Origin of the sequence: Streptomyces capillispiralis, assembly GCF_007829875.1 — a bacterium.
Taxonomy (GTDB): Bacteria; Actinomycetota; Actinomycetes; order Streptomycetales; family Streptomycetaceae; genus Streptomyces; species Streptomyces capillispiralis.
This window is the reverse complement of record NZ_VIWV01000001.1, coordinates 4,926,998-4,953,857: the sequence shown is the minus strand read 5'-3', so window position 1 is coordinate 4,953,857 and position 26,860 is coordinate 4,926,998. Positions and strand designations below refer to the sequence as shown.

Genomic DNA, 26,860 nt, shown 5'->3' with positions numbered 1-26,860 from the left:
GGGCATCATGCAACCGGAATGAGCGCTGTGCCGTGTCTATAAGGTGTGGGTGACGTGGTGACAGCGGTCGACCACTGACACGTCCGTGAAGGTCTAGGGGGACCGGCGCGGGCGGAAGGAAGCGACGAAACACGCGGCGGAGCCGTGTGTGGGGGGATGACTCATGACGTCGACGCCGTCGGGCGCCGGGCAGGACTTCGACCCGTCCCAGACCACCCAGCTCAGGGTGCCGGCCCATCGGACAGGGAACACGGGGGCGTTCCGCCGGATCAAGAAGACGCTGCCCAGATACGACTACGAGCACTACAGCCGGCTGGCGGGTCCCCTCACCCAGCCCGATCCGAACAAGCCGTACAAGGTGCAGTACCGCTCGCTGATCGGGCAGGAGCCGCACCGCATCCGCATCGCCCTGATGCTGGCCGCCGCGCCGGTGCTGTCGCTGGTGCTGCTGGTGTGGCTGCTCCAGCCCTCGCACTGGACCGAGCGGGACTACGTGGAGTTCGCGTGGCTGCCCGCCCTCGACGTCGTCATGCTCGTCTCGATCGGCCTGATCGAGTTCTTCCGCTGCATGAACGTGCTGTCGAACGCGCACGCGACGCTGGTCGCCCGGGACCCGGTCCCGGTGGTGCCCGAGACCGGCACCCGGGTCGCCTTCCTCACCTCCTTCGTGCCCGGCAAGGAGCCGCTGGAGATGGTGACGAAGACCCTGGAGGCGGCGGTCAAGATCCGCCACCGGGGTCTGATGCACGTCTGGCTGCTCGACGAGGGCGACGACCCCGAGGTGAAGGAGGTCTGCGCGCGCCTGGGTGTGCGCCACTTCTCCCGCAAGGGCGTCGCGAAGTGGAACCAGAAGAAGGGCCCGCACCGCGCCAAGACCAAGCACGGCAACTACAACGCCTGGCTCGACGCGCACGGCGACGACTACGACTTCTTCGCCTCCGTCGACACCGACCACGTGCCGCTGCCCAACTACCTGGAGCGGATGCTCGGCTTCTTCCGCGACCCGGACGTCGGCTTCGTCATCGGCCCCCAGGTGTACGGCAACTACGACAACTTCGTCACCAAGGCCGCCGAGTCGCAGCAGTTCCTCTTCCACGCGCTGATCCAGCGGGCCGGCAACCGCTACGGCTCGCCGATGTTCGTGGGCACCTCCAACGCCGTGCGCATCAAGGCGCTGAAGCAGATCGGCGGTCTGTACGACTCGATCACCGAGGACATGGCGACCGGCTTCGAGATGCACCGCGCCAAGAACCCGGCGACGGGCCGGAAGTGGCGCTCGGTCTACACCCCGGACGTGCTCGCGGTCGGGGAGGGCCCGAACGCCTGGACGGACTTCTTCACCCAGCAGATGCGCTGGTCGCGCGGTACGTACGAGACGATCCTCAAGCAGTACTGGAAGGGCTGGTACTCGCTGCCGCCGAGCAAGCTCTTCAACTACACCATGATGATCATCTTCTATCCGATGTCGGCCCTGAACTGGATCCTGGCGGCGCTGAGTTGTGCGCTGTTCCTGGGCCTGGGCGCCTCGGGTGTGAACATCGACCCGGCGGTGTGGCTGATGCTCTACGGCAACGCCTCCGCCCTGCAGATCGGCCTGTACGTCTGGAACCGCCGGCACAACGTCTCGCCGCACGAGCCGGAGGGCTCCGGCGGTGTGGCCGGCATGGTGATGTCCGCGCTGTCGGCGCCGCTGTACGCGAAGGCGCTGATCGACTCGGTGCTGCGCAAGAAGAGCAAGTTCGTGGTCACCCCCAAGGGCGACTCGGCCAGCCCGGACACCTGGTTCGGGACGTTCCGGTACCACTGGTACTTCATCCTGATCTTCGCGGGCTCCATCGCCGCGGGCTTCGTCTACGGCAACTCCCATCCGGCGATGGTGATCTGGGCGACGTTCGCCCTGCTGATCACCGCCGCGCCGATGTTCGCCTGGCGGCACGGCATGCGGCAGGACCGCAGGAAGCCCGGCGCCCACGCCGGAGGCCGGCAGCCGGAGGCCGCGGACGAGGCCCGGACGCGGGAGCTGCCGCAGATGCCGCAGCAGCAGTACGCCCCGCACGCCCCGCAGGACCGGCCCAGCTGGGCCGGCTCGCACGGCGGGCCGGCGGGTGACCCCGGGGGCGGCGCCCCCGGGGACGACCAGACCATGCAGATCGCCCTTGGTGGACTTGGGGGACGTAAGGAATGAAGGACCGTGCAGGCCGCCGTCGCGCCCGTCGGATCGCGATCGGCACGGCGGTGGTGCTCGCGCTGGCCGGAATGAACGGGCCGTGGCTGTACCGCTTCGGGACCGAGAAATACCACCAGTACAAGATCAACCAGCCCGAGTACAAAGCCGCCAACGGCAAGTGGGAGATCGTCGAGTTCCCCGAGGAGTACCGGCAGAACACCATTCACGCGGCGCTGCTGCGCACCGGCAAGGTGCTGCTCGTCGCGGGGTCGGGCAACGACCAGGACAACTTCGACGCGAAGCGGTACGACACCCGGATCTGGGACCCGGTCAAGGGGACCATCAAGAAGGTGCCGACGCCCACCGACCTGTTCTGCACCGGCCACACCCAGCTCGCCAACGGCAATCTGCTGATCGCGGGCGGCACCAAGCGGTACGAGAAGCTCAAGGGTGACGTGAAGAAGGCCGGCGGCCTGATGATCGTCCACAACGAGAACCCGGACAAGCCGATCACCCTGCCCGCGGGAACGAGGTTCACCGGCAAGGAGAACGGCAAGACCTTCGTCTCGAAGGACCCGGTGCTCGTCCCGCGCGCCAAGAAGAACTTCGACCCGGCGACCGGCGAGTTCCTGGGCAACACCCCGGGCGTCGGCCGCATCTACGTCGAGGCGCAGAAGGAAGGCGCCAGGTACGAGACGGGCACGCAGGACAACTACAAGGTGCGGGGCCTGACCGGCGCCGACGCGCGCAACACGTACGGCATCGCCGAGAAACTCGCCCTGGACAAGAAGGACTTCCAGGGCATCCGGGACGCCTACGAGTTCGACCCGGTCGCCGAGAAGTACATCAAGGTCGACCCGATGAAGGAGGCCCGCTGGTATCCGACGCTCACCACCCTGAGCGACGGGAAGATCCTCAGCGTCTCCGGCCTCGACGACATCGGTCAGCTGGTCCCGGGCAAGAACGAGATCTACGACCCGGAGACCAAGGAGTGGACCTACACCGACAAGGTCCGCCAGTTCCCGACGTACCCGGCGCTGTTCCTGATGCAGAACGGCAAGGTCTTCTACTCGGGTTCTAACGCGGGCTACGGGCCGGACGACGTGGGCCGCGAGCCGGGCGTCTGGGACGTGGAGACCAACAAGTTCACCAAGGTCCCCGGGCTGAGCGACCCGAACATGATGGAGACGTCCGGCACGGTGCTGCTGCCGCCGGCGCAGGACGAGAAGTACATGGTGATCGGCGGCGGCGGGGTCGGCGAGTCCCAGCTGTCCAGTGAGAAGACCCGGATCGTCGACCTCAAGGCGGACGACCCGAAGTTCGTGGACGGTCCCTCGCTGGACAAGGGCACCCGCTACCCGCAGGCCTCGATCCTGCCCAACGACGACGTGCTGGTGTCCGGCGGCTCCGAGGACTACCGCGGCCGCAGCGACTCCGACATCCTCGAGGCGCGGATCTACGACACGGAGAAGAACGAGTTCCAGCGGGTCGCCGACCCGCTGGTGGGCCGCAACTACCACTCGGGTTCGATCCTGCTGCCCGACGGGCGCCTGATGTTCTTCGGCTCCGACTCGCTCTACGCCGACAAGGCCAACACCAAGCCGGGCGAGTTCGAGCAGCGCATCGAGATCTACACCCCGCCCTACCTGTACGGCGACAACGAGCAGCCCGATCTGTCGGGCGGGCCGAAGACCATCGCGCGCGGTGCGTCCGGCACGTTCACCTCGAAGGACGCCGCGTCCGTCAAGAGCGTGCGCCTGATCCGGCCGAGCGCGTCCACGCACGTCACGGACGTGGACCAGCGGTCCATCGCGCTGGACTTCAAGGCCGACGGGGACGAGATCACGGTGACGGTGCCGGAGAACAAGAACCTGGTGCAGTCCGGCTGGTACATGCTCTTCGTCAACGACGGGGAGGGTGTGCCCAGCAAGGCGCAGTGGGTGAGGGTGCCGTAGCGCTCCCGCGGGTGGTCGTGCGGCGCGGGAGCGCTGTGGCGTGTCGCGAGGTTCCCCGCGCCCCTAGGGAGTTGACCCCTGGGCCAGCTTCAGGGCGTACTCGGGCCACCATTGGCCCGCCTTCGGGCCGCCCTTGCACTCCCCGTCCGACTCGCCCGGGCGCTTGACCCACAGGTAGGCGTCGACCAGCGGGTCGGCGGTCTTCACCGTCGGGGTCTCGCCCAGGGCGCGGCCGGGCGGGTTGCACCAGCGCTCGTCCGCGGCGCCCTCCGTGTACGGCCCGTTGCCGTTGCGGCTGGTGTCGATGACGAAGGGCTTGCCGCCGACCTTGGCGGAGAGCCGCTTGCCGTAGGCGATGGAGTCCTCGGTGGAGTAGAAGTTGGAGACGTTGACCGCGAACCCGTCGGCCTGGTCGATGCCCGCCCACTTCAGCGGCTCGAAGATCTGGTCGGGGTTGCCCCAGCCGGCGTTGCCCGCGTCCAGGTAGACCTTGGTGTTCTTCAGGCCCTTCAGCTGGGCGACGGCGCCCTTGAGGAGGTCGTAGCGCTCCTCGTGGAACTGCTCCGGAGTGCACCCGTCGACCAGGTGCAGCACCGCGTCGGGCTCCAGGATCACCGTCGCCGGCCGGTCCCCGATGCCCTTGGCGACCCCGTCGACGAAGGCCCGGTAGGCGTTGCCGTCGGCGGCGCCGCCCTGCGAGTACTGGCCGCAGTCGCGGTGCGGAACGTTGTAGAGGACGAGCAGCGCGGTGCGGCCCGCCTTGTCGGCGGCCTCGGTGAAGCCGCGCGCCTGCTCCTCCGGGTTCTCCGGGCTGATCCACTCACCGACGGGCTGCTCGGCGATCTTGCGGATCTGCTCGGCCTCCGCCTTCTCCCCGTCCTCGCGCAGTTCGGCGACCTTCCGCGCGGCGATGCCGTCGGGGTTGACCCAGAACGGGTCGGTCTCCTTCGGCTGTTGCGTGATCACCGCGCCGGCCGTGTCCCCCTGGTCCTCCCCTTTGCCGTCGCCGGAGGAGGAACACCCCGTGATCAGCAGTGCCGCCCCCAGCACCACTGCGGACGCCCGCCCCCCGGCGAACGCCCCGACCCCCCTGCTGCCGTACATCCAACCCCCCTTGGGTGCACTTGTGCCAAGTGTTCCGAGCCCCAATCCTGACATACGTCCCGGGACGCCCACGAGGCCGAACCCGCCTTCTGCGTCCAGCTGTTACAGCCCGGTGCCCCGCGCGGGCGCGGGCCCGCCGCGCAGGCCGCCGGGCCGGGTCACCTGCGGTGGTCACGGGCCGCGAGCACGCGGGGACTTAGCGTCAATCATCCCTGCGCCCGGCCCGTTCCTCCCCATGGAGTCGTGTCCCACCGACCCCGGCCGGGGCCCGTCCCGGCCGGTGCTCCCGCACGCGCCCACGCGCCCAGGGCCATCAGGGCCTCCCGCGCGGCTCGCCGGGTCACTCCCGCGGCCCGTGCCCGCGCGGTCGAGGACCGGCCCGGTCGGCGGCCTCCGGGGAGCGGGCCGTCGGCCGGGCCGGGCGAGGGGGAGCGTGAGGGTGCGACGCACTCCGCGCGGCAGCTGCCGCCGCTGCGTGCGGCGGCTGCTGCTGCTGTTCCGTGCGGCGGTTGCCGCTGTTCCGTGCGGCGGTTGCCGCTGTTCCGTGCGGCGGCTGCTGTTCCGTGGGGGTGGACGACGTCAGACCAGGTCGACCAGGTCCGCGATGGAGTCGACGACCTTGGACGGCCGGTACGGGAAGTTCTCCACCTGCTCGGGCCTGGTCAGGCCGGTGAGCACCAGGAACGTCTGCATCCCGGCCTCGATGCCGGCCAGCACGTCGGTGTCCATGCGGTCGCCGATCATCGCGCTGCTCTCGGAGTGGGCCCCGAGGGTGTTGAGCCCTGTGCGCATCATCAGCGGGTTCGGCTTGCCCGCGAAGTACGGCTGCCTGCCGGTCGCCTTGGTGATCAGCGCGGCCACCGCGCCGGTCGCCGGGAGCGGTCCCTCGGCGGAGGGGCCGGTCTCGTCGGGGTTGGTGCAGATGAAGCGGGCGCCGTCGTTGATCAGCCGCACCGCCTTCGTCATGGCCTCGAAGGAGTACGTCCGGGTCTCGCCGAGCACGACGTAGTCGGGCTCGTGGTCGGTGAGGATGTAGCCGATGTCGTGGAGGGCAGTGGTCAGGCCGGCCTCGCCGATGACGTACGCCGAGCCGTTCGGACGCTGGTCGTCCAGGAACTTGGCGGTGGCCAGCGCGGAGGTCCAGATGTTCTCGATCGGCACCTCCAGGCCCATGCGGCGCAGCCGGGCGTGCAGGTCACGCGGGGTGTAGATCGAGTTGTTGGTCAGCACCAGGAAGGGCCGGCCCGACTCGCGGAGCTTCTTGATGAAGGCGTCGGCGCCGGGGATCGGTACGCCCTCGTGGATCAGCACCCCGTCCATGTCGGTGAGCCACGATTCGATGGGCTTGCGGTCTGCCATGTGCGGGATCTCCTGCCGTACGCGGTCCTGCGTGCGCCTCAGCCTAAACAGACCCGGATCTTGAGGGAATGGCCGATACCCCGTGGTGTGCGTCGGGCGGTCACGGGCGGCGGCGGGCGAGCAGCATGGCCAGGGCACCGGTGACCAGCGCCGCCGCGGCCACGGCGAGGATCCGGGCGCCGCTTCCGGTGCGGGCGAGTTCGTCGGGGAAGGGGAACTGGCCGGTCCCGCGGTCCGGGTCCGGGTCCGGGGTCGGGTCCGGGTCCGCGGTCGGATCCGCATCCGGCTGGGGGGTCGATGGGGACGGCGAGGGGGACCGCGGATCCGGCTCCCGCTTCGACTCCGGTTCCGGCTCGGGATCGGGCTCGGGGTCGGGGTCGGGGTCGGGGTCGGGCTTCTGGGCCGGGTGCGTGGCGTCGTCGATGCGGAACCGGTAGTCGTTCGACTGGCCGACCCAGTCTCCGTCGTCGTCGCGGCGCTGGACGACGGCCGCGTTGGCGGTGACCTCGTTGGCCACGGCGTCCGAGGTGAGCGCGAGGCGGACCTTCACCGTGACGGTCCTGCCCGGGCCGACGGTGAACCCGCCGAATCCGGCGTCCTCGTCGGCGAAGGCCCCGACGAGTTCGTCCCGGTCGGTCGCCTCGAAGCGGACGGGGTGGGGCCGCCCGGCGGTGTCGTAGAACTCCAGTTGCGGCTGTGCGGGCTCCAGCGCCCGTTTCTCGTCGACGAGGACCACGACGGGGTGGACGCCGGTGCAGGGGCGCCTCGTGGTGTTGGTCAGCTCCAGCCGCCAGGTGCCGAAGCCGCCGCCGGCGGGGTAGGAGGCGGGGCCGCCGTGGATCCGGACGGTGAGGGGGAAGCTGTGGTCCTCTTCGGGCATGCAGGCGGGCAGCGGGGTCACCGCGTACGCCGGTGCGGCGCCCGGGAGGAGGGCCACCACCACCGCCGCCGTCAGACTCGTCAGGGACGCGCGCGTGCAGAGTCGCATGATCACATGACCCTGCCGCACGCCCGGCGCCCGCGCCCGCCGGCACCCGGTCGCGTCCGCCCGTCCGGGGCACGTATCCGCCCGTCCGGGGCACGTATCCGCCCGTCCGGGGCACGTATCCGCCTGTCCGGGGCACGCGTCCGTCCGCCCGCCCGGCCGGTGTCCCCTCCGTCCGTCCGCCGCTATCCGTCCCCCCGTCCGAACACCGGCGCCAGCACCAGTTGGGCCGCGCCCTCCGCGATCCCGCGCCCGGCGCCGGAGGCGATCCGGACCGGTACCGCCGTGTCGCCGGTGCGCCGGGAGCGGGCGTCCAGTACGGCCCGTACGCCCCGTACGAAGGTCTCCGGGGCCGTCTCGACGGTGCGGCCGCCGAGCAGGACGCGGTCGATGTCCAGCAGGCCCACGAGGTTCGCCGCGCCGGCGCCCAGCACCCGCGCCGCCTCGTCCGTCTCGCCCCGCGCGACCGCGCCCAGGCAGAGCGCCTCGACGCAGCCGCGGTCACCGCATCCGCACGGCGGCCCGTCCAGCTGCACCACCTGGTGCCCGAACTCCCCCGCCCCGGTCCGCGGCCCCCGGTGCACGCTCCCCCCGATCACCAGCCCCGCCCCCAGTCCCGTACCGAGGTGGAGATAGGCGAAGGAGCCGCCCTCGCCGCCGACCGCGAGGCCCAGCGCCGCCGCGTTGGTGTCCTTGTCGACGACGACCGGCAGCCCCAGCCGCTCCGCCAGCGCGTCCCGCAGCGGGAAGCCGTCCCATTCGGGGAACCCCGTCACCCGGTGCAGCACGCCCCGCTCGTGGTCCAGCGGGCCGGGCAGTGCGACCCCCACGCCCAGCGGGGAGCGGGGCGCCCCGGACCGTTCCGGGCGCAGCGCCCCGACGGCTTCGGCGACCCCGGTCAGTACCGCCTCCGCCCCCGCGCCCAGGTCCAGCGGGGCGTTCCGTTCCGCCACCACCGTGCCGTCGAGGTCGACCAGCACCGCCCGCATCCTGTCCCGGTCCAGGTGCACGCCCACCGCGTGCCCCGCCTCCGGGACCAGCCGCAGCACCGTGCGCGGTTTGCCGCCCGTGGACGCCCGGCGCCCCGCCTCCGCCGCGAGCCCGTCCTCCCGCAGCCGGGCCGTGATCTTGCTGACCGCCTGGGGGGTGAGCCCGGTCCGCTCGGCGAGCTCCAGCCGGCTGATGCCCTCCGCGCCGGCGGTCCGCAGCAGGTCGAGCACGAGCGCGGTGTTGTGGCTGCGCAGGGTGGGGAGATTCACCCCGAGGTGCGGCCCATGCGGCCCATGCGCCCCGTGCAGGCCGTGCGGCCCGGGGGCCCCCTGTGCACCGTGGGCGTCACCGATGCCGCCGTTCGTCCTGTTCACCCGCCCATTCTCCCTCCTGCTTGCACTTTGGCAACAGCGTTGCGAAAGTAGGAGGCATGACTGGCACTCCCCTCCGCGTCGGCCTCGTCGGCTACGGCCTCGCGGGCTCCGTGTTCCACGCCCCGCTGATCGCCGCGACCGAGGGCCTCGCCCTCGACACGGTGGTCACCTCGAACCCTGAGCGGCAGCAACAGGCCCGCGCCGGGTTCCCGGACGTACGCGTCGCCGCGACCCCGGACGAGCTGTTCGCCCGCGCCGGCGAACTGGACCTCGTCGTCATCGCGTCCCCGAACAAGACCCACGTCCCGCTCGCCACCGCCGCGCTGGAGGCCGGTCTGCCGGTCGTCGTGGACAAGCCCGTCGCCGGCACGGCGGCCGAGGCGCGCGAGCTGGCGGCGCTCGCCGAGGAGCGCGGCCTGCTCCTCTCGGTCTTCCAGAACCGCCGCTGGGACAACGACTTCCTCACCCTGCGCGGCCTCATCGCCGAGGGCGCGCTCGGTGACGTCCACCGGTTCGAGTCGCGCTTCGAGCGCTGGCGCCCGCAGCTCAAGGGCGGCTGGCGGGAGTCCGGCGACCCGGCAGAGATCGGAGGTCTGCTCTACGACCTCGGCAGCCATGTCGTCGACCAGGCGCTGGTCCTCTTCGGCCCGGTGACCTCCGTGTACGCCGAGACGGACATCCGCCGCGAGGGCGCGCGGACCGACGACGACACGTTCCTCGCGCTCACGCACGCCGGCGGTGTCCGCTCCCACCTCTACGTCTCGGCGACCACGGCCCAGCTCGGCCCGCGGTTCCGCGTCCTGGGCTCGAAGGCCGGCTACGTCAAGCACGGCCTCGACCCGCAGGAGGCCGCCCTGCGCGACGGCCTGCGCCCCGGCACCGGCTGGGGCACGGAACCCGAGGAGCTGTGGGGCCGCATCGGCTCCGGCGAGTCCCCGGTGACCGGCGGCGGGCACCCCGTGCCGACCGTCCCGGGCGACTACCCCGCCTACTACGCGGCCGTGGCGGAGGCCCTGCTGGAGGGCGCCCCCAACCCGGTGACCGCGCGGGAGGCGGCCGCCGCCCTGGACGTACTGGAGGCCGCCCGCCGGTCGGCCCTGGAGAAGGTGACGGTGACGCTGTGACCACCCCGAAGCAGACCACGGAACCGACCCCGAGCGTGGAGGCGCTGGAGGCGCAGGAACGCCGCCTGGTCCTCCCCCGGTTCACGTACGACGACGCGTGGGCGCTCGGCTCCCTGCTGGTGGAGATGGCGCGCGAGCGCCAGGCCCCCGTCGCCATCGACATCCACCGCGCGGGCCAGCAGCTGTTCCACGCCGCGCTGCCCGGCTCCACCCCCGACAACGACGCCTGGATCGCCCGCAAGCGCCGGGTCGTCGAGCGCTACGGCTCCGCGTCCTACCTGGTGGGCGCCCGCCACCGGGCCAAGGGCACGACGTTCGAGGAGTCCTCGCGGCTCGACCCGGACACCTACGCGGCGCACGGCGGTTCGTTCCCCCTCACCGTCGAGGGTGTCGGCGTCATCGGCGCGGTGACGGTCTCGGGCCTGCCGCAGCTGGCGGACCACCGGCTCGTGGTGGAGGCGCTGGAGCGGTTCCTGGGCGAGCGGTACGGCGCGTAGCGCCCACGGCCGGCGCGCGCGGTCAGCGCTGGCCGGTACTCACGGCCGGCGCCCCCGGTCAGCGCTCACCGCCGCGTTCCGGGAATCACTGCCCGGTCCCTCCGGTTGGCACGCGGTGGACGAAGAACGATCACCACGCACGATCACCACGCACCACCGGAGGGATCGCGGCCGATGAACGACACAACGGCTCCACTGCGGGAAGCGCTCGGACGGTACGGCATCTGGAGCGTGCAGCTGCGCTCCGAGGACCCGGACGGCGCCGCCGAACGGGCGGAGGCCGCCGCCGAGTTGGAGCGGCTCGGGTACGGCGCCGTATGGCTGGGCGGCAACAGCGCCGCCCGGCACGCCGCCCCGCTGATCGAGGCGACCTCGCGCCTCGTCGTCGCCACCAGCATCCAGAGCATCTGGGACCACGAGGCCCCCGCCGCCGCGGCCGGCTTCGCCACGCTGGAGGCGGCCCACCCCGGGCGGTTCCTGCTCGGACTCGGCGTGAGCCACGGCCCGATGGTGGACGGCTACCGACGCCCGTACTCGACGATGGTCGGCTACCTCGACGACCTGGACGCGGCGGGCGTGCGGGCCGGCCGCCGGGTGCTGGCCGCGCTCGGCCCGAAGATGCTGGAGCTGTCCCGGGACCGGGCGGCCGGCGCGATCCCGTACCTGGTCACCCCGGAGCACACCGCGCGGGCCCGCGAGACCCTCGGCGAAGGCCCGCTGCTGGCGCCGGAGTTCAAGGTCGTGCTCGACGCCGATCCGTCCCGTGCCCGGGCCACGGCCCGCGCGTACCTCGCCCGGTACCTGGAGTTCCCGAACTACACCAAGAACTTCCTCCGCCTCGGCTTCGGCGAGGACGACCTCGCCGGCGGCGGCAGCGACCGGCTGGTCGACGCCGTCTTCGCCTGGGGCGACGAGGACACGATCCGCGCCCGCGTCACCGCCTTCCTCGACGCGGGCGCCGACCACGTGGCCCTCCAGGTGGTGGAGGACGCCCCCGCCGGCACCCTCCCGAGGGAGGGCTGGCGCCGGCTCGCCGCGCTGCTGGGCTGAGCCGGTGACGTAGGCCGCGGTCTCGCAGGCCGCCCCCGCCCGCCGCGTCCGTGCCCACCACCGGCGGGGGCCGGGCACCGGGCCGTTCCGGCCCGCTGCCCGGCCCCTGCTCAGGCGTCCTTCAGCTCCTGCCGCTGCCGGCCGAGCCCTTCGATCTCCAGCTCTACGACATCCCCGGCGCGCAGGTACGGCTTCGGCTCGGGCCGCCCCATCGCCACCCCCGCGGGCGTCCCGGTGTTGATGACGTCACCGGGGTACAGCGTCATGAACCGGCTGACGTACCGGACGACCTCGCCCACCGGGAAGATCTGCTCGGCGGTCGTCCCGTCCTGCTTCAGCTCCCCGTTCACCCACAGCCGCAGCGACAGCCGCTGCGGGTCGGGCACCTCGTCGGAGGTCACCAGCCACGGCCCCAGCGGGTTGAACGTCTCGCAGTTCTTGCCCTTGTCCCAGGTCCCGCCGCGCTCGATCTGGAACTCCCGCTCGGACACGTCGTGCGCGACGGCGTACCCGGCGACGCACGCGAGCCCTTCCTCCGCCGACTCCAGGTACCGCGCCGTACGCCCGATCACGACCGCCAGCTCCACCTCCCAGTCGGTCTTCACCGAGCCGCGCGGCACCAGCACCGTGTCGTGCGGCCCGACGACGGTGTCCGCCGCCTTGAAGAAGATGACCGGCTCGGCGGGCGGCTCGGCGCCCGTCTCCCGGGCGTGGTCGTGGTAGTTGAGCCCGATGCAGACGATCTTGCCGATGCGCGCCACCGGCGGCCCGATCCGCAGCCCCGCCTCGTCCAGCGCGAGCAGTTCACCGCGGTCGGCGGCGGCCCGGATCCGGGCGAGCGCCGCCTCGTCGGCGAGCAGCGCGCCGTCGATGTCCGCGACGAGACCCGACAGGTCCCGCAGGGTGCCTTCGTCGTCGAGCAGCGCGGGCCGCTCCTGTCCCGCCGTACCGACTCGCAGCAGCTTCATGATCTTGTCTCCCTCGATCGCGGGCCCGACCGACGCGCACGACCCGGATGCGGCGGGCGCAACCATCGGAGGACTGGTCGATCCTCCAAGGGGACGGTGCAGTCCGCAATACCCCGTTCACGTACTGGACCGCCCCCGGGTCTCTCACCGGTACAGCACGGCCCGCTCCACCACGCTCCACGTCGTGCTGGTGACCATGTACAGCGCGGCGGCCAGCGGCATCACGGCGACGGTGACGAGCGTGAAGAAGGACATGAACGGCATCACCTTGGTCACGGCGGCCATCCCCGGAACCTGCTCGCCCTCACCGGCGGCGGTCAGCGCGGGCTGGGCGGCCATCATCCGCCGGGACAGCCGGTAGCCGAACCAGGCGACCACGGCGACGACCGCGAACAGCCCGGCGTAGACGAGGCCGGGGCCGCCGAACACCCCGCCGTTCCCGAGCGCGTCCGTCCACCGTCCGCCGAGCGGCGCGGCGAACAGCCGGTGCCCGAGCAGCTCGTTGGCCCGCCCGCCGATCGTCTCGCTGGAGAACAGGTGGTACAGCAGGAAGAACGCGGGGAGTTGGAACAGGCTCGGCAGGCATCCGGACAGCGGCGACACCTTCTCCCGGGCGTGCAGCTCCAGCACGGCCCGCTGCAGCTTCTCGGGGTCGCGGCCGTGTCTGCGCCGCAGTTCGGCGATGCGCGGCTGGAGCGCGGCCCGCGCCTTCTGGCCGCGCGCGGCGGCCCGGGACAGGGGGTGGACGAGGAGCCGTACGAGCGCGGTGAACAGGACGATCGCGGCGGCCGCCGCGGAGGCGCCGAACAGGGGCTGGAGCAGGTCGGCCAGGCGCTCGACCAGGCTGGCGAAGACGGACATGGGTGAGCCCTCCGAGGGGTCTCGTCGTGCCGGACGTCCCGGGCGCACCGGGACGGGAGGAAGGAAGGACGGCATGACGACCCGCGCGGGCGGGGCGGACGGAGGGGAACAGTCGCCCTACGCGGCGGTCGCCGGGAGGGCGTGCCCCGGTGCCCGGGGCCGGGTGCGCCCCCTGGCGTCGGGGTCGCGCTGGGGTAGGAAGGCCGTACGCCGGTCACGGTCGCGGATGGCCGTACGCACCCGGGTGGGCGGCACGGCGGGCGCGCAGCGGGCGGCGGCCAGGGCGCAGAGGGCGAGCGCGGCACCGGCGGCGGCGGTCGCGGCGAGCGCGACATGCACCACGTGGACCGCGGAGAGGCCGCCGGCGGCCGACAGGAGGAGCAGGACGACCGGGAGCAGCGGCAGGAGCGCGGCGAGGACAGGGCGCGCGCGGGCCCGGCTACGGTTCACTCGCCACCCCTCCCCCGTCCCCCTCGCCGTCCCCGATGAACGGCGTCCCGAAACACGGTGTCACGAAACACGGCGTCACGAAACACGGTGTCCGCCGAGCCTCGTCCTCGTGTCCTGGTGTCCTGGTGTCCTCGTGTTCTCGTGTTCTCGCGTCCTGGTTATACCGGATCGATCGTGACGGGCTCCAGGAGCCGCTTCGGCTTGAGCAGCGCCCGACTGACCGGATCCGCCGGGTCCGGATTGAGTCCGGGCCCCGGCAACACCTCAACGTCCGGCACGGGTACGACGGTTCCGCAGGCCGGGCATTCGCCGTACGGGCCGAGTTCGGTACCGCAGTCGGCGTGCCGGAAGAAGCGCAGCCGGACGTGCGTGAGGTGCTCGCGGCCCCACAGTCCGAGCGCCCGCAGGGTGGGCCACAGCGCGATCCCGCGGTCGGTGAGGACGTACTCGTCCCGGGGCGGCGACTCCTGGTACCGGCGCTTCTCCAGGATCCCCTGAGCGGTCAGCGCCTGGAGGCGGGCGGCGAGGACCGCGCGCGGGATGCCCAGGTGGACGAGGAAGTCGTTGTAGCGCCGCACGCCGTAGAACGCGTCACGGATGACGAGCAGCGTCCAGCGCTCCCCGATCACCTCGAGCGCGCTCGCGATCGAGCACTCCTGCGTCGCGTAGTCCTTGCCCAGTGCCATGCCGTCCACTGTAGCCACTTCCCGCCATGACGGTTCAATCACCGAACCGATGATGTTACGGTGAGCCGCCCCAGTAAGTTCAATGAACGAACCCGAGGGCTCGGGAGCCCTCGCCGCAGCCTGCCGTGCCGCTCCCGCGGAGCAGCCCGCCGCTGCCCTCCCACCCCCCGTCGATCCCGTAGAGGACGCCCGACCGACATGACCGGCACCGACCCCTCCCCCGCGACCACGGGGACCATCGCTCCCACGGACGTACCACCGGACGCGGCCCCCCGTCGGGACCCGCCCCCGCGCCCCGGGGCCACCCTGGCGCTGACCAGCGCCGCCACCGCCGTGGCGCTGATGACGTACACCGCGCCGATCGTCACGCTCCCCGACACCGCGGCCGCCTTGCACACCCCGCTGTCCGCCCAGGCCTGGCTGCTCAACGGCACCCCGCTGGGCCTGGCCGCCCTGCTCCTGGTCGCCGGCAGCCTCGCCGACGACTACGGCCGCCGCCGCGTCTTCGTCTCCGGCACCCTGGCGCTCGGCGTCACCACGGCCCTGGGCGCCCTGGCCACCACCACCTGGCTGTTCACCCTGGCCCGTATCGCCCAGGGCGCGGCCGGTGCGGCCCTGCTGGCCAGCAGCCTCGGCCTGATCGTGCACGCCTTCCCGACACCGGGCGGCCGGCTGCGGGCGACGGGGGTGTGGGGCGCGTTCGTCACCGGCGGTATCGCGGTGGGCCCGCTCATCGCCGCCGGGATACCCGGCTGGCGCGCGGTGTACGGCGTCCTGGGCGCCGCCGCGCTGATCGTCGCCGCCCTGGGCACCCGCGCCCTCACGGAGTCGCGCTCCCCGCGCGGGGGACGGCCGGACTTCGCCGGGGCGGTGACCTTCGGCCTGGCCCTCGTCTCCCTGGTGGCGGCCCTCACCCTGGGCCGGGACGGCTGGCTGCGCACACCGGTGTGGCTGCTGCTGGCGGCCACGGTGCTGCTCCTGGCCGTGTTCGCGCTGGTGGAGCGCCGCACGAGGACCCCCATGATCGACCTGTCCCTGCTGCGCCGCCCGGACTTCCTCGCCTCCTCCCTCGGCGGCCTGTTCACCGGCCTGTCGGTGATCGGCCTGTTCAGCTTCCTGCCGGCGGTGCTCCAGCGCAGCCTCGGCATGTCCGCCCTGGACACGGCATGGCTGACGCTGCTGTGGGCGGGCCCCGCCTTCGCGGTCGCCCTCCAGGCCCGCCGCCTGGCCGGCCGCGTACCGACCCGCGTCCAGCTGTCCCTCGCCTTCGTCCTGCACGCGGCCGGTGTCCTGACCATGCTGGGCGCGGTCGGCGCGGGCTCCACGGCCCGCTTCGTGCCGGGGATGATCGTGGCGGGCATCGGCAGCGGCCTCCTCAACGCGGCGCTCCCCCTGCTCGCCGTCGCATCGGTCCCGCCGGCCCGGGCCGCCATGGGCTCGGGCGCCCAGCAGACCTTCCGCTACATCGGCTCCTGCGCCGGCGTCGCCCTGACCATCGCCGTCGCGACGTCGTCGAGCGGGGGGATGGCACGGGGCACGGACGTGGCGATGGTCGTCTCGGCGGCCCTGGCGCTGGTGGCGGCGGTGGCGGTGGCGGGACTGCGGGAGCGGACGTGAGCCGGGGGCCGATGTCCCGGCCCGGCACGGACCGGCACGACGCGGACCGGCACGACGCGGCACGGCACGGCACGGACCGGAACGGACCGGCACGGACCGGCACGGACCGGCACGGACCGGCCGGGCACGAACCGCCCCGGCCCGGGAGGAACGCTGCCGGGCGCAGCAGGACGACCGCTCTCAGCAGCCCGCCGCCGCTACGGGAGCAGCCGTGACCCGCCCTTCCACGCCACCGTCGGAATCGACGGCCCGGGTGAAGCGGTAGCACTGTTCGACCACCCCCGGCTCGTCGCCCGAGGTCCCGTACCGGTCCACGTAGCGGGCCAGCACGAGCGCGACCACCGTCTGCCCCGCCCGGTCGACGCGCCGTACGACGAACCGGCGCTCCTCGAACGGTCGGCCGTCGGGCTCGAGGACGCGCTGCAGACCGGCACGCGTCAGCGAACCCACCTCCATGGCCCTCATGCGCACCCGCGCGAAGAACACCGAGTCACCGATCTCCCCGCTCGCCCGGCAGGCTTCGCGGTCCCGCTCCGTGACCCGCCAGGTCCACTCCGCGTCGGGACGGCGTACGTAGGTGTAGGTGAAGCAGCGCTGGACCATCACCGGACCGCTGACCAGCGGGACGGGTTCCTGCTCGACCAGCGTCGACCGGTCGGCGACGGCGGTGAACGCGCGCCGTTCCTCGTCATGGGAGATGACGGGACTCCCGGTGTGCTCCCAGATCACGCCCATCAACGCGTCGGCCCCGGTGTCGCGGCTCCGGGTCAGCGCGTCGGCGGTCCGGTCCGCCGCGTCATGGGCCCGGCGCAGGAGCGCCTCGAACGCGGCCTGCTCGCGCCGCTCGTTCTCGCGCCCCGCGTGCCAGAACGTGAACCAGAAGTAGCCCACCAGCACGAAGGGAATCATCAGCAGCACCAGACACCCGATGGTCACACCCCTGCGCACGCCCCCGCCCCCAGTCACCCGCACCGACACGTGGGTCCCCCCATCCGCTCCCGGAAGCGTAGGCCCGCCGAAGCCGATCCGATCCCCTCCCGCACGCCCCTACCGGCGGACACCCCGCCCTCCCGCGAGGCGGCCCGCGACCTGCGGCTGTCTCTCCTTTTGTCACCCACCGGCAGTACGGTGTCCCCCATGCGCCCCGACACGCCTGCCGAAAACGTCGACCACACCGCCGAAGCCGCCCGCTGGGAGCGGACCGCCGGCCTGTATCCCGAGGACGCCGAGGCCCTGCTGCTGCGGGCCGCCGCCCACCGGGAACTCTCCGGCGACCGCCCCGCCGCGACCGCCCTTTACGACCGCCTGCTGACCTCGGGAGCGGACCTGGACAGCCCGTTCCTGGTCCGCGCCCTCAAGGCCTCCAACCTCTGGGAGTACGGCCACGAGGCGGAGGCCCGCGCGATCATCGACGGCATCCGCACGGCGTCCCCGCGCGACCCCGCCCCCTGGGTGATCGTCGCGGAGGCCCTGGAGTCCCACGACGAGCTGGAACAGGCGCACGAGACGTTCACACAGGCGGTACGCCTCCTCCTGACCGACGTCCAGGAGCCCCCGTACGCCACGCATCCCCTCCTCTTCGGCCGCCACCGCGTCCGCAGGATGCTCGGCGCCACCCACGACGAGTGGGACGCCCTCGCGGACACCGTCCACACCCTCCCGATCACCCTCGACGAACTCCACGACCCGAAGCGGGTGTGGTCCCTGGGCTCGGAGAACCCGGCGGAGCTGGAGGCCGAGATCACGCGCCTGCGCGCGGAACTGGGCGCCTACCGGGAGGCGTTGTCCCGCCCGTTCCCGGTGGCGGTGCTCCACTGGCCGGCCGGCGAACTGGCGGAACTGCTGTCGGCGTACCCGACACTGGAGGCGGAGTACCCGTCGCACGGTGAGCACCTGGCGTCGATAGAGGTGGCCCTGCGCGAACTGGCCGGCTCCGGCACCCCGAACCTGGGCATCGTCACGGGCACGGTCCCGTCGTACGAGGCCTTCGCGGCCTCGGAGGGCGCCGCCCCGGCCGACGCGACCCTGCTCCCGCAGTACGCGACGACGCTGGCGGCGCGGGGGCGGGCGGTGGCGTGGCCGCCGGAGCGGGCAGCGGCGTGCTGGTGCGGATCGGGACGGGCGTACGGGGAGTGCCACGGAACCGACGCGTGACGCCTCCCGTCTCCCTGGGTAGGTGACGTCGGCTCCGGGGGGGGAGGCCACGTGGACCAGCCGTGGCTCACGATCACGCTCGTCATGGCCGCCGGGGCGACGGCCCTGGGCATCGCGATCCTGCGCGGTGCCCTACGCCAGCGCCGGGCCCTCGGCCGCCTCGGTGTCCGGGGCGTCCGCACCCGGGGCGAGGTGGCCCGCGGCCCCCGCCGCGAGGGGCCCACGACCCACCCGCCCCAAGTCCGCTACCAGGCCCCGCCCGTCGACCGCCCCGACGCCCCCGCCACCCAGACCTACCGCCGCACCCCCCTCAACCACGAGTCCCACCCCCTGAACGCCGGCATCCCGGTCGTCCTGCGCTACGACCCGCGGGACCCGAGGAGGGTGGTGGTCGTCCACACGAAGGACGGCAGGCCGGGCATGGTCTCGTACTCCGCTACGGCCAACATGACCTGGGGGATCTTCTTCGTGCTGTTCGGGGTGGCCATGGGGGTGGGGGCGTTCCTCTGAGCGCAGCACACCGGCTCAGTCCCCGATGTCAGTCCCCGATGTCATCCAGGGCCGAGCGCGCCGCCACGGTGAACTCGCCGATGCGTTCCGAGAGGCGGGCCACCTCGACGGCATGGCGCTCCACGAAGCGGACGTTGCCGTCGGGGGCGTCCGGCGGGGTGTCACGCAACGCGAGGAGCGTCGTGTGCATCGACTTGAGGGTCGTGTAGACGCTCCGGGCGGCCCGCTCCACTGCGTCGGGTCCCTCGACGGCGAGATTGGCCCAGGCGGCCTGCGCCAGCGCCAGTTGGTCTTGCGCCTGTTGCAGTCGGCGATCGACTTCCTCCGTGTCCCTCTCCCCGATGAACGCACGGCCGGCCATCTTCAGAGCCTTCTGCGACTCACTCGCCGGGGAGAGGAAGGCACCGTACGCGTCGCGGCGCACCTGTCTGCGCCAGTGCGCGTGCTCGGCCCTGGCCTGTGCCTGCACCTGTTGCCGGGTCGACCACCCCGTGATCGCCGACGCGAGAACGGTACCCGCCACTCCCACCGTCGCCCCGAGTAACGCTGCCAGTCCTTGATCCACAAGAGGTGTCTACCGCACGGGCCAGCGGCTGACTATGCGCTTTGCGGACAGCCACCTGGCCGGTATCCGTGCCTGTGGTGCAGCGGGGCCCGGGGCACGGTCGCGGGGCCGGACCGCCGGCGCCCACGCCTGCACGGCAAGGCCGGTCCGATGAACTCCGCGAGGCGGTGGACTACCCTCTGCGGTGTGTCCGATGATTCCGCGTGGGAAGCCCCAGAGGGTTCCTGGGCTTCGTCTGCGGCCCGACGCCGCAATATGCAGGCCATCCGCAGCCGAGACACAAAGCCCGAAAAGCTCATCCGGCGGCTAGTACATGCCCAGGGACTGCGCTACCGCGTGGCAGCTCGTCCTCTGCCCGACCTCCGCCGTACAGCAGACTTGGTCTTCCGCCCAACGAAGGTCGCCGTCTTCATAGACGGCTGCTACTGGCACGGATGCCCCGAGCACTACGTGCCCCCGAAAACCAACTCTGGCTATTGGTCGGACAAAGTCCTGCGCAACGTCACACGGGATCGCGACACGGACCAAAGGCTCCGAGAAGCCGGTTGGCTCGTGCTCCGTTTCTGGGAGCACGAACCCTCAGTTGCCTGTGCTCAGCAGATCACTGACACCGTTCTTGCGCGCCGCACGAGGCCGCCCGCTTCCTGACACGGGAATTTCGAGCTGCCCGACTGGGCTCTGCTCGGCCATGCCTTGGCCCGAGTCCATCACGTAGCCGTTCAGCAGCTCTTCCCGGTGCGCCGGACGCAGGACGGCCGCGATCGCGCGGCCCACGGCTTCGGCCACCGGCGGCGGGAAGGCATTGCCGACCTGCCGGTAGCGCGCCGTCTTCCTGCCCTGGAACTGCCAGCCACGAGGGAACCCCTGGATGATGGCTGCCTGCTCCACGGTCAGCATCGGTCCGGTGTCCCGGAAGAGATCGCGTTCCGGATCGCATGCGCCCCGGTCGTTAGCGACACCCAGGGCGTTCACGCCGAGGGCCTCCCACGCCCGCTTGGCCCGGGTGGGTCCGAGGTCGGCTCCGCCGTGCTTCCTGGATCCGCCCACGAGCGTCGGCGCCACGCCCCGGCCCGCGGCCGCGGCCTTCTCCGCGTCTTCCAGCCAGTCGTTGAAGACGTCTTCCCCGGTACGGTCCCCCGGCGCGGCCGGCCTGCCCCACTTGTTCTTGTCCCAGAAGTCCGCGCAGCGCTCTCTCATTGTTTCCTCAAGCGCCCGCGCCACGGTCGCCTCGTCGTCGTCCAGACGAATCGGCCAAGAGAATTCCGAGCCATCGCCGGGCAGCCAGTCCTCGTGAATGGCAACGAGGATCGCTCTGGGGCGGAGTTGCGGCACACCGAAGTTTTTGGCGTCCAGCCGACGCCAAACCTTCCGCATCTCCACATCCTGACGCGCAGGAGTCCATCCCCTCTTCATCTGCGGAACCGAGTAACCGAGATCCTTGAGATCTCTCAGAATTTCCGCACGATATTCAATGAAGACCTCCGGAGGCTCCAGAATGCCCCGGACATTCTCAATCATCACCGCTTTGGGAAGCAGTTCGGCGATGATGTCGAGCGCGGCGGGGAACAGGTCACGCTCGTCCTCCCTGCCGAGCTGCTTGCCGGCCAGCGAGAAGGGAGGGCATGGGACACCCCCCGCCAGCAGGTCAAGCTGCTTGGGCTTCAGTCCGAGGTCCCTGTACTCCTGGGTCTTCAGGAATTCCTTGACGTCCATCGGCCTGAGACGGTTGGCGCGCTCGGCATCCCACCCGGGCCAGCCAGCCACGTTCGCGCTCAGCGTCTGAACAGCGTGGGGGTCCCACTCCACCAGGGCCCGGTGATCAAAGCCGGCGTCGTGCAGACCAACGGCTTGCCCACCGGCCCCCGCACAGATCTCGATCGAGGTCAGTGGCGAGGCGAACTGCGGACGCTTACGGCCGCTGGCGCGCATGGGCGCTCCTCCTGGTCTGGCTCACGGGTCGTTCCGTCAAGTGGCCGTGATCAATCACCGGTCTCTTGACACCAAGAGTCTCCCACTCCGCTTGCTCGCGGGAGCCAAACCTGCAGACGGGGCCGGGTCAAACCCGGCCCAGCAAGATCAAGCCGAGCCGGGAAACCAAAGTATTGAACCTACCTAGTCCCCATGTGCCGGAGCAAGGCTTCGATGTCGCTGGGGGCGAGACCTGCCGCGACCGAGGGTTCTTCCTCCAAGTCAGCGAGCTGCTGCACCGTAGGGTCGTCCAGGATGCGCCCCATGAACTCCAGCTTCTGGTCGAGACGCGCTTCCACCACCTCGTCGACGGTGTCCCGTGCGGCAAGAACGGTGACCCGCGTGTCCGTGTCCGGTGCCAGACCGAGGCGATGAATGCGGTCAAGGCTCTGCAGAAAACGTCCCGCCATGAAGTCCCGGTCAACGTACACGGCGTCGTGACAGACATGGTGAAGGCTGATCCCTTCGCCCAGCGTCGCCGGATTGGAGATCAGCACCATGCAGCTGGGGTCCTCGCGGAAGCGGCGCAGCTGTTCGTCCCGGTCCGCGGTGCCTCCGTAGACCACGGCCGGACCGTACTTCTCCAGCATCCGTTCCAGGGTCGTCAGGCTTCGGACGAACGTCGTCCAGACCAGCGTCTTGCGGCCCCGCCCGGCGTTCTCGGCCACGATCGCCACCGCTTCTTTGTACTTCGGCGACACCTCGTAGTCCGGGAGGTTCTGCATCAACGAGTACAGCGAGCTGCCCTGGGGGATGTCCAGCGGCGGCAGCTGGTACGCCAGAGGCTCATACCTGCTGCCACCCTCCAGAAGCAGTGCGGGGCTCGTCGCCGCCATCAGCAGCCGAAGCGCCGTCTTGCCCAGCGCGCTGAGATCGTCCCTCGCTGTGCCGTTGCTCATACCGCCTACGAGTGAGGCGTAGATCTCCTGGTGCAGCGGCGGCATATCGACGTACCGCATCCTCAGCCGCATCGGCGGCAGGCCCAGCTCCTGCTTGGTCGTTCTGGTGAACAGGGGACGAAGCACAGAGCTGGCGTACGCGAGATCACCCCCCGCCACAGCCTGGACCACCGAGCGCTGCCCGTGTCCGGGCCACACGAAGCCCAGCAGGTTCTCCAGGTCCTTGGAGCCGTTGGGGGCCGGCGTACCGGTGAGGATCATCCGTCGTGCCGCCAGTGGCCCCAGGGCCATGCACGCGGCACCGTACGTGCCCCGTGCACCGAGCTTCATCCGGTGCGCCTCGTCGAGGATGATCATTGAGGATGCGGCCTTCAGCCAGCTGGCAAGCCTGGGCAGCGACCGGTCCAGCCGCTCGTAGTTCACGATCAGGACCTCGGCCCACTGGTCCATCGACCCGTCGAGCACGTGTGTGCGCAGTGGGTACCTGAGGCACACCGCTGTCTCGTACCGCCAGGACTCGTAGGCCGACTTCGGGCAGACCACGAGGAGCCGGCTCACCTTCCCCTGCTCCTTCTGCGCGGCGTACACGGCCAAACCCACCCGTGTCTTGCCCGCACCCGGCACGCTGAAGTTCGCCCCGTGCTGCAGGGACAGCAGCTTGGCTATGTCCCTGCGCTGGAATTCACTGAGTTCCGCCTGCCAGGTGTCCCCCAGCAAGCGCGGCACCTGGTCCGGGGAGACCTCACCACGCGGCTCCGTCCCCGCGAGCCGTGCCTTGACGGTGTTGGCGTCCTGTACGACGCCGGCCACGAGGTCCCGCAGTTCCGGAGCCCACTCGACACCGGCGTGATGAGGCCATCCACTGAGAGCCCCGAGATTGGCGAGCAGCTCGTCGAGCGCGACTGACGCGCTCAGCGGGTCCAGCTGGCCGCCCGTACGGAAGCGGGCGGCCAGCTCCACGAGGTCCTGACGGTATTCGTCGGTGGTCCTCAAGGTGACCCGGGTCCGCGTCTCGTCGAACCCGAGACGCAGGGAGGTTCCGGTCAGATCCGTCACCGCGGCTCCTCCGAGGACACAGCCTTGAGCAGCCAGGACACCCCGTCCCCAGGGGTGGGCAGTCCTCGGCCGGCCTGCTGCGCGAGCTTGCGCAGGCTGCTCCGCAACTTCAGTACGGCTTCGTCGAAGGCCTCTTCGTCGAGGCTGCGGGACGTGCGGGCCTGCACCAGGTCCATCACGCACTGGTCGATGCTCGCGCTCGCCTCAGCAAGCCGGGCTGGCGCGAGCTGCTTGCGCTTGCGCAGCCGTGCGCTGCGTCCCGCGACCTCGATCGCCTCGTCGAACGCCTTCTTGGCGTCGTCGAGTACGGCCTGCCCCTTCTCCTTGTCGCTGTCGGCCAGGCCGGCTCCCGTAGTACGCACGGCGGCAGCCGCCCTGAGAAGCTGGTCGTTGAGCGCCCGCGCTTCCGAGACCGCTGAGGAAGCACCCGGAACCGCCAGTCCCAGCCCGGGGATCGACACGGAGTCCTCTCCCGTGGCGGACCCCTCAGTCCTGAGCGGAGCGGGCAGCGCGTGCGCCAGGTAATCCTCCTTCAGGAAGTCCTCGTCGATGTGCCTGACGTCCGTCTTGGAGAAGTCGAGCAGGATCGCCGCCAGCCGCCACTCCTTGAGGACCTCCGCCTGGTCCCGGTCGACGCCCTCCAGCTTCACGTACAGCCGGTGCAGCTCCTTGAGCCGCTCCTGGGCGCCCTCCCAGTCAACGAGCCGCAGCGCTACGCCTCCGCCGCTCCTGCTCCGGTCGATCAGCTCCTTGATGGTGCTGAGGATCCACCGCTCCTGGTGGTAGGTCTTCACCTGGATCCGGAAGTCCTTGGCGATCTGCTCAGGCGTCCTGCCCAGCGATGCCTGTTCTTCCATAGCGAGCAGCCGGTTGATGTAGGTGTAGTCCCGGCGGTGGTCCATCCGCAGCTGGAGCGAAAGCTCCACCGCGTTGATGTCCGCCCAGGTGAACGACTCAGGGAGTACGCCCACGCGCATCGTCTGCACACGGAGGTCCCGCAGCGCTACCGCGCGCGTATTGCCGTTCACCAGCACACCCTGGTGCGTGACGAGCCCGGGATCGTTCTGTCCGAACTGGTGCAGGCTTTCCTTCAGCTTGTCGAAGTCGGGATCGCGCAGGTTGGGGTCAGTGGGCGAGGCCTTGAGGAGAAACGTGAGGTAGTCCTGGCTCTCCTTGGTCCAGGGGTCCTTGTCGAGTGCCTCGTCGGAGGCCGCGTTGTGGCTCCGCTGAGCACGGATCCTGTGCGTGCCCGGATTGAGGTACAGCCCGCTGAGCGGGAGGTCGATCACTTCGACGTGGGCCTGCTGTTCGTTCCAGTCGACCTTGACCGTCTCCCTGGTCCCGCCGGCGGCCTTGGCCTCCTGGACCTTCTTTCTGATCAGTTCGCTGAACTCCGCCGCGCGCGGCGGCGGCGGAAACTCCCGCAGCATTTTTCCCCGTCCCTCCGTCTTCTCTGTTCTGCGCTCAGTCGTTCTTGCCGTCAGCCGCGTCAGCGTCGCCGAGCGCATCGGCAACGGCCTTCCGGGCCTCCTCAGGCAAGGTCCGGTAAAGGCCCCACAGCCGCTCGATCGGCTCCGGTGACCGCTGGTCAGCAGCGACCCAGCCGGCCAGAATCCGCCGCTCCATCGGGGACAGGTCCTCGACGAGCTCAAGCAGCGCCCCCAGGTTCACCTCGCGGTCGGCGCTTCCCGAGCCGCACCGCTTGCACTCGGTGACGAACTGGTACTCCTCCGACCCGTCAGCCAGCACCACCTTGCGACGCGCGATGTTCAGCACGGACTGCGTGACGTCGTCGTCTCCGTACTCCTCACCGGCCGCGATGCCACATGACCGGCACAGGTAGCTGTCCGCCTGAAACACCTTCTGCCGCTGTGCCGCCGTAAGGCTGTTCTTGTGCTTGGGAGTCTTCGCCTGGCCACGGATCCAGACGTCAGCCCCCCTGGAGACGAACCTCTGCTCGTCCTGCTTCAGCGACGGATCCTCGCGGCTGACGTCAATACGCCAGCCGTAGTCACGCAGCTGCCTGATGCGCCGGTCGATCTGCGCGACGTCAGAAAAGGCGGAGCGCAGCTCGGCCTTCGTGAAGATGTTGCCCTCCCCCACCTCGGTCAGAAGCCACAGCGCGGCACGCGCCATGCTTCCGACCTTCCGGTTACCGTCCGTCTTCATCTGCCACGACGGCAGCGTCATCTAGCGCCTCCGGATCGCTCACGTCACATACCGCCTTGAATGCACACATCAAGAACAAACGGCATGCAAGTGGAATACGCCCCCCACTATCTGGCGGTTCCCAGCGGTCTCCAGTCTTCCACTACGAACCGAATGGACGTCCATCCCTAGAACGCTTGCTCAGCAATTAGCAAGGGCCACAGCCGCCGCCCCGGGGACAATGGCGGGAGCACCAGAGATGGTTGGGCGACTTATCGGCACAGCGAGACGGAGACGGCATGGCACGTGACGGGGTTATCGCGGGCGGACCCACCTGGATAGACAAGCGATTCCGCAGCGAAGTGGGCCCGCACATGCGGAATCTCGCTGAGGCCCTGCAACAACTCTGCCGACACTTACTGCCGGACAAAACAGCCGGACACACAGGAACACGGCTGACTCAGGCGAAAGCGGCCGCCCGAATCCCCTGCTGCGAGAGCTCCTTGTCCAGGTTCCTGAGCGGACAGTCCATGCCAGACCTGGCCATAGTGGAAGCACTGTACGGAGCAGCATGCCGCGACGCTGGCGGTGACCATGCTGTCGGCGTGACCTTGGAGACGCTGAGACTGCTCCACAAGCAGGCGGAAGCGGAACGGGGACGTCGCGGAAACGGGGCCCTGGCGGCCGAGGTCGACGCCCTGACTGAACAACTGCGGACCGTGGAGTCGGAGCGTGCGGCACTGCGCGACGAGGTAGCCGTTCTGAAAGAGGCGGTCAAGGAACTCAAGACCACCAGAGCCGGCTTGCAAGCCCGTCTTGCGGCGCGGACGCCATCAGGTCCGCTGCCGGTCCCCCGCCGCAAGGGGGACCGGCAGCGGATGCGAACAGATGTTTCTGCCGTACGCGGTCTGGTGACGCAAGCGGGAAGGCTCGACGCCGACGGCCGGGCAGAGGCCGCACTCATGCTGCTGCGGCGTTCCACGGAAGTCCTCAACCCGCTTGAGACGGCGGGAGTGCTGTTGCTTCTGCGTCAGCAGCAGCACGACGAGCTCGCTGACAACCTGATCCACGTCTACGGCCGCGACCAGGGCGACCAGGACGTGCTGCAGGTGGCCCTGACCCTGCACGAGCAGGGCTCGCCCGACGATGCCGGCGCGATACTCCACGCGGCGCTGGAATGATCGCCGGCGCGCGGCGGGCGGAAACACCGGCGTACCGTCTTACTGATCGTTTCAGAATGACTGCCGCCGAGAGCAGCAATCCTGTTGGCACTTGTACAGCTGAGTTGGCACCTTGGCCCATGGTCTTGTGCATACGGCTTGGTCCGGACCGGTCGGAACGTAGGAGTGGGTGAATGGGCGTGGATGCGGAGC

General features: G+C 70.8%; 24 protein-coding genes. 10 read left to right on the top strand and 14 right to left on the bottom strand.

Annotated features, from left to right (window positions below; all coding sequences use genetic code 11):
* Positions 1 to 163 precede the first annotated feature (163 nt).
* Entirely contained in the window at positions 164 to 2,185 is a 2,022-nt protein-coding gene (locus FHX78_RS21535; protein ID WP_145869061.1) for a glycosyltransferase family 2 protein, read from the top strand.
* On the top strand, positions 2,182 to 4,122 hold the full coding sequence (gene glxA, locus FHX78_RS21530; protein ID WP_145869060.1) for a radical copper oxidase GlxA: 1,941 nt from the start codon (positions 2,182 to 2,184) through the stop codon (positions 4,120 to 4,122). Before FHX78_RS21535 ends, glxA begins: the two co-directional genes overlap by 4 nt.
* A 63-nt stretch (positions 4,123 to 4,185) precedes the next feature.
* Here glxA and FHX78_RS21525 read toward each other — a convergent pair whose 3' ends face one another.
* The 4 genes from FHX78_RS21525 to FHX78_RS21505 all read right to left on the bottom strand — a co-directional run bounded on the left by FHX78_RS21525 (position 4,186) and on the right by FHX78_RS21505 (position 8,868).
* Positions 4,186 to 5,226: a glycoside hydrolase family 6 protein gene (locus tag FHX78_RS21525; RefSeq protein WP_145869059.1), complete on the bottom strand. Its 1,041-nt coding sequence runs from the start codon at positions 5,224 to 5,226 to the stop codon at positions 4,186 to 4,188.
* Positions 5,227 to 5,805: 579 nt separating this feature from the next.
* On the bottom strand, positions 5,806 to 6,585 hold the full coding sequence (locus tag FHX78_RS21520) for an HAD-IIA family hydrolase (protein WP_145869058.1): 780 nt from the start codon (positions 6,583 to 6,585) through the stop codon (positions 5,806 to 5,808).
* A 100-nt stretch (positions 6,586 to 6,685) separates the two neighbouring features.
* Entirely contained in the window at positions 6,686 to 7,573 is an 888-nt protein-coding gene (locus tag FHX78_RS37160; RefSeq protein ID WP_229923998.1) for a hypothetical protein, read from the bottom strand.
* A gap of 182 nt (positions 7,574 to 7,755) precedes the next feature.
* A complete protein-coding gene (locus tag FHX78_RS21505) occupies positions 7,756 to 8,868 on the bottom strand; it encodes an ROK family transcriptional regulator (RefSeq protein ID WP_145872093.1) in 1,113 nt (370 codons plus the stop codon).
* A 122-nt stretch (positions 8,869 to 8,990) separates the two neighbouring features.
* Between FHX78_RS21505 and FHX78_RS21500 the strand changes: the two genes are divergently transcribed.
* The 3 genes from FHX78_RS21500 (at position 8,991) to FHX78_RS21490 (ending at position 11,605) form a co-directional block, all read left to right on the top strand.
* Positions 8,991 to 10,058: a Gfo/Idh/MocA family oxidoreductase gene (locus FHX78_RS21500; protein WP_145869057.1), complete on the top strand. Its 1,068-nt coding sequence runs from the start codon at positions 8,991 to 8,993 to the stop codon at positions 10,056 to 10,058.
* Positions 10,055 to 10,555, top strand: a complete 501-nt coding sequence (locus tag FHX78_RS21495) for a heme-degrading domain-containing protein (RefSeq protein WP_145869056.1) — start codon at positions 10,055 to 10,057, stop codon at positions 10,553 to 10,555. The genes FHX78_RS21500 and FHX78_RS21495 overlap by 4 nt, the downstream gene beginning before the upstream one ends.
* 174 nt (positions 10,556 to 10,729) lie before the next feature.
* Positions 10,730 to 11,605, top strand: coding sequence for an LLM class F420-dependent oxidoreductase (locus FHX78_RS21490; protein ID WP_145869055.1), 876 nt, complete (start codon positions 10,730 to 10,732; stop codon positions 11,603 to 11,605).
* Positions 11,606 to 11,715: 110 nt separating this feature from the next.
* Here FHX78_RS21490 and FHX78_RS21485 read toward each other — a convergent pair whose 3' ends face one another.
* From FHX78_RS21485 to FHX78_RS21470, 4 genes are all read right to left on the bottom strand, one after another.
* Complete coding sequence (locus FHX78_RS21485; protein ID WP_145869054.1) at positions 11,716 to 12,573, bottom strand: fumarylacetoacetate hydrolase family protein; 858 nt, start codon at positions 12,571 to 12,573, stop codon at positions 11,716 to 11,718.
* 144 nt (positions 12,574 to 12,717) lie between these two features.
* Complete coding sequence (locus FHX78_RS21480; RefSeq protein ID WP_145869053.1) at positions 12,718 to 13,434, bottom strand: YidC/Oxa1 family membrane protein insertase; 717 nt, start codon at positions 13,432 to 13,434, stop codon at positions 12,718 to 12,720.
* Between the two features lie 117 nt (positions 13,435 to 13,551).
* Entirely contained in the window at positions 13,552 to 13,884 is a 333-nt protein-coding gene (locus FHX78_RS21475; RefSeq protein WP_145869052.1) for a DUF6412 domain-containing protein, read from the bottom strand.
* A 158-nt stretch (positions 13,885 to 14,042) separates the two neighbouring features.
* Positions 14,043 to 14,570 (bottom strand): winged helix-turn-helix transcriptional regulator, encoded by a 528-nt coding sequence (locus FHX78_RS21470; RefSeq protein ID WP_145869051.1) that lies wholly within the window; start codon positions 14,568 to 14,570, stop codon positions 14,043 to 14,045.
* Positions 14,571 to 14,768: 198 nt separating this feature from the next.
* Between FHX78_RS21470 and FHX78_RS21465 the strand changes: the two genes are divergently transcribed.
* Positions 14,769 to 16,187 carry an MFS transporter gene (locus FHX78_RS21465; protein ID WP_145869050.1) on the top strand — a complete coding sequence of 473 codons (1,419 nt, stop codon included), beginning with the start codon at positions 14,769 to 14,771 and terminating at the stop codon, positions 16,185 to 16,187.
* Positions 16,188 to 16,367: 180 nt separating this feature from the next.
* On the opposite strand, the gene FHX78_RS21460 is transcribed toward FHX78_RS21465, so the two are convergent.
* Entirely contained in the window at positions 16,368 to 17,135 is a 768-nt protein-coding gene (locus FHX78_RS21460; protein WP_145869049.1) for a hypothetical protein, read from the bottom strand.
* A gap of 189 nt (positions 17,136 to 17,324) precedes the next feature.
* Between FHX78_RS21460 and FHX78_RS21455 the strand changes: the two genes are divergently transcribed.
* Together FHX78_RS21455 and FHX78_RS21450 are read left to right on the top strand one after the other, a co-directional pair.
* Positions 17,325 to 18,341, top strand: a complete 1,017-nt coding sequence (locus FHX78_RS21455) for an SEC-C domain-containing protein (protein ID WP_145869048.1) — start codon at positions 17,325 to 17,327, stop codon at positions 18,339 to 18,341.
* 51 nt (positions 18,342 to 18,392) lie between these two features.
* Positions 18,393 to 18,851: a DUF3592 domain-containing protein gene (locus tag FHX78_RS21450; RefSeq protein WP_145869047.1), complete on the top strand. Its 459-nt coding sequence runs from the start codon at positions 18,393 to 18,395 to the stop codon at positions 18,849 to 18,851.
* Between the two features lie 28 nt (positions 18,852 to 18,879).
* Here FHX78_RS21450 and FHX78_RS21445 read toward each other — a convergent pair whose 3' ends face one another.
* Complete coding sequence (locus tag FHX78_RS21445) at positions 18,880 to 19,416, bottom strand: hypothetical protein (protein ID WP_145869046.1); 537 nt, start codon at positions 19,414 to 19,416, stop codon at positions 18,880 to 18,882.
* A 150-nt stretch (positions 19,417 to 19,566) separates the two neighbouring features.
* Between FHX78_RS21445 and FHX78_RS21440 the strand changes: the two genes are divergently transcribed.
* On the top strand, positions 19,567 to 20,064 hold the full coding sequence (locus FHX78_RS21440) for a very short patch repair endonuclease (protein ID WP_268257206.1): 498 nt from the start codon (positions 19,567 to 19,569) through the stop codon (positions 20,062 to 20,064).
* Here the strand turns inward: FHX78_RS21440 and FHX78_RS21435 are convergent.
* The 4 genes from FHX78_RS21435 to FHX78_RS21420 all read right to left on the bottom strand — a co-directional run bounded on the left by FHX78_RS21435 (position 19,996) and on the right by FHX78_RS21420 (position 25,529).
* A complete protein-coding gene (locus FHX78_RS21435) occupies positions 19,996 to 21,345 on the bottom strand; it encodes a DNA cytosine methyltransferase (protein ID WP_145869044.1) in 1,350 nt (449 codons plus the stop codon). The genes FHX78_RS21440 and FHX78_RS21435 overlap by 69 nt on opposite strands.
* 179 nt (positions 21,346 to 21,524) lie before the next feature.
* Positions 21,525 to 23,339 (bottom strand): DEAD/DEAH box helicase, encoded by a 1,815-nt coding sequence (locus tag FHX78_RS21430; RefSeq protein WP_373313043.1) that lies wholly within the window; start codon positions 23,337 to 23,339, stop codon positions 21,525 to 21,527.
* Complete coding sequence (locus tag FHX78_RS21425) at positions 23,336 to 24,769, bottom strand: ParB N-terminal domain-containing protein (protein WP_145869043.1); 1,434 nt, start codon at positions 24,767 to 24,769, stop codon at positions 23,336 to 23,338. The genes FHX78_RS21430 and FHX78_RS21425 overlap by 4 nt, the downstream gene beginning before the upstream one ends.
* Before the next feature lie 34 nt (positions 24,770 to 24,803).
* Complete coding sequence (locus FHX78_RS21420) at positions 24,804 to 25,529, bottom strand: hypothetical protein (protein WP_145869042.1); 726 nt, start codon at positions 25,527 to 25,529, stop codon at positions 24,804 to 24,806.
* A 563-nt stretch (positions 25,530 to 26,092) separates the two neighbouring features.
* On the opposite strand from FHX78_RS21420, the gene FHX78_RS21415 reads away from it, so the two are divergent.
* Positions 26,093 to 26,668, top strand: coding sequence for a hypothetical protein (locus FHX78_RS21415; RefSeq protein ID WP_145869041.1), 576 nt, complete (start codon positions 26,093 to 26,095; stop codon positions 26,666 to 26,668).
* The last annotated feature ends 192 nt before the right edge of the window (positions 26,669 to 26,860 follow it).

What these genes read in the sequence shown, in the direction of transcription:
- FHX78_RS21535 (WP_145869061.1), top strand. Translation starts at nt 164, where the DNA reads ATGACGTCGACGCCGTCGGGCGCCGGGCAGGACTTCGACCCGTCCCAG.
- glxA (WP_145869060.1), top strand. Translation starts at nt 2,182, where the DNA reads ATGAAGGACCGTGCAGGCCGCCGTCGCGCCCGTCGGATCGCGATCGGC.
- FHX78_RS21525 (WP_145869059.1), bottom strand. Translation starts at nt 5,226, where the DNA reads ATGTACGGCAGCAGGGGGGTCGGGGCGTTCGCCGGGGGGCGGGCGTCC.
- FHX78_RS21520 (WP_145869058.1), bottom strand. Translation starts at nt 6,585, where the DNA reads ATGGCAGACCGCAAGCCCATCGAATCGTGGCTCACCGACATGGACGGG.
- FHX78_RS37160 (WP_229923998.1), bottom strand. Translation starts at nt 7,573, where the DNA reads ATGCGACTCTGCACGCGCGCGTCCCTGACGAGTCTGACGGCGGCGGTG.
- FHX78_RS21500 (WP_145869057.1), top strand. Translation starts at nt 8,991, where the DNA reads ATGACTGGCACTCCCCTCCGCGTCGGCCTCGTCGGCTACGGCCTCGCG.
- FHX78_RS21490 (WP_145869055.1), top strand. Translation starts at nt 10,730, where the DNA reads ATGAACGACACAACGGCTCCACTGCGGGAAGCGCTCGGACGGTACGGC.
- FHX78_RS21485 (WP_145869054.1), bottom strand. Translation starts at nt 12,573, where the DNA reads ATGAAGCTGCTGCGAGTCGGTACGGCGGGACAGGAGCGGCCCGCGCTG.
- FHX78_RS21480 (WP_145869053.1), bottom strand. Translation starts at nt 13,434, where the DNA reads ATGTCCGTCTTCGCCAGCCTGGTCGAGCGCCTGGCCGACCTGCTCCAG.
- FHX78_RS21470 (WP_145869051.1), bottom strand. Translation starts at nt 14,570, where the DNA reads ATGGCACTGGGCAAGGACTACGCGACGCAGGAGTGCTCGATCGCGAGC.
- FHX78_RS21465 (WP_145869050.1), top strand. Translation starts at nt 14,769, where the DNA reads ATGACCGGCACCGACCCCTCCCCCGCGACCACGGGGACCATCGCTCCC.
- FHX78_RS21455 (WP_145869048.1), top strand. Translation starts at nt 17,325, where the DNA reads ATGCGCCCCGACACGCCTGCCGAAAACGTCGACCACACCGCCGAAGCC.
- FHX78_RS21440 (WP_268257206.1), top strand. Translation starts at nt 19,567, where the DNA reads ATGAACTCCGCGAGGCGGTGGACTACCCTCTGCGGTGTGTCCGATGAT.
- FHX78_RS21435 (WP_145869044.1), bottom strand. Translation starts at nt 21,345, where the DNA reads ATGCGCGCCAGCGGCCGTAAGCGTCCGCAGTTCGCCTCGCCACTGACC.
- FHX78_RS21425 (WP_145869043.1), bottom strand. Translation starts at nt 24,769, where the DNA reads ATGCTGCGGGAGTTTCCGCCGCCGCCGCGCGCGGCGGAGTTCAGCGAA.
- FHX78_RS21420 (WP_145869042.1), bottom strand. Translation starts at nt 25,529, where the DNA reads ATGACGCTGCCGTCGTGGCAGATGAAGACGGACGGTAACCGGAAGGTC.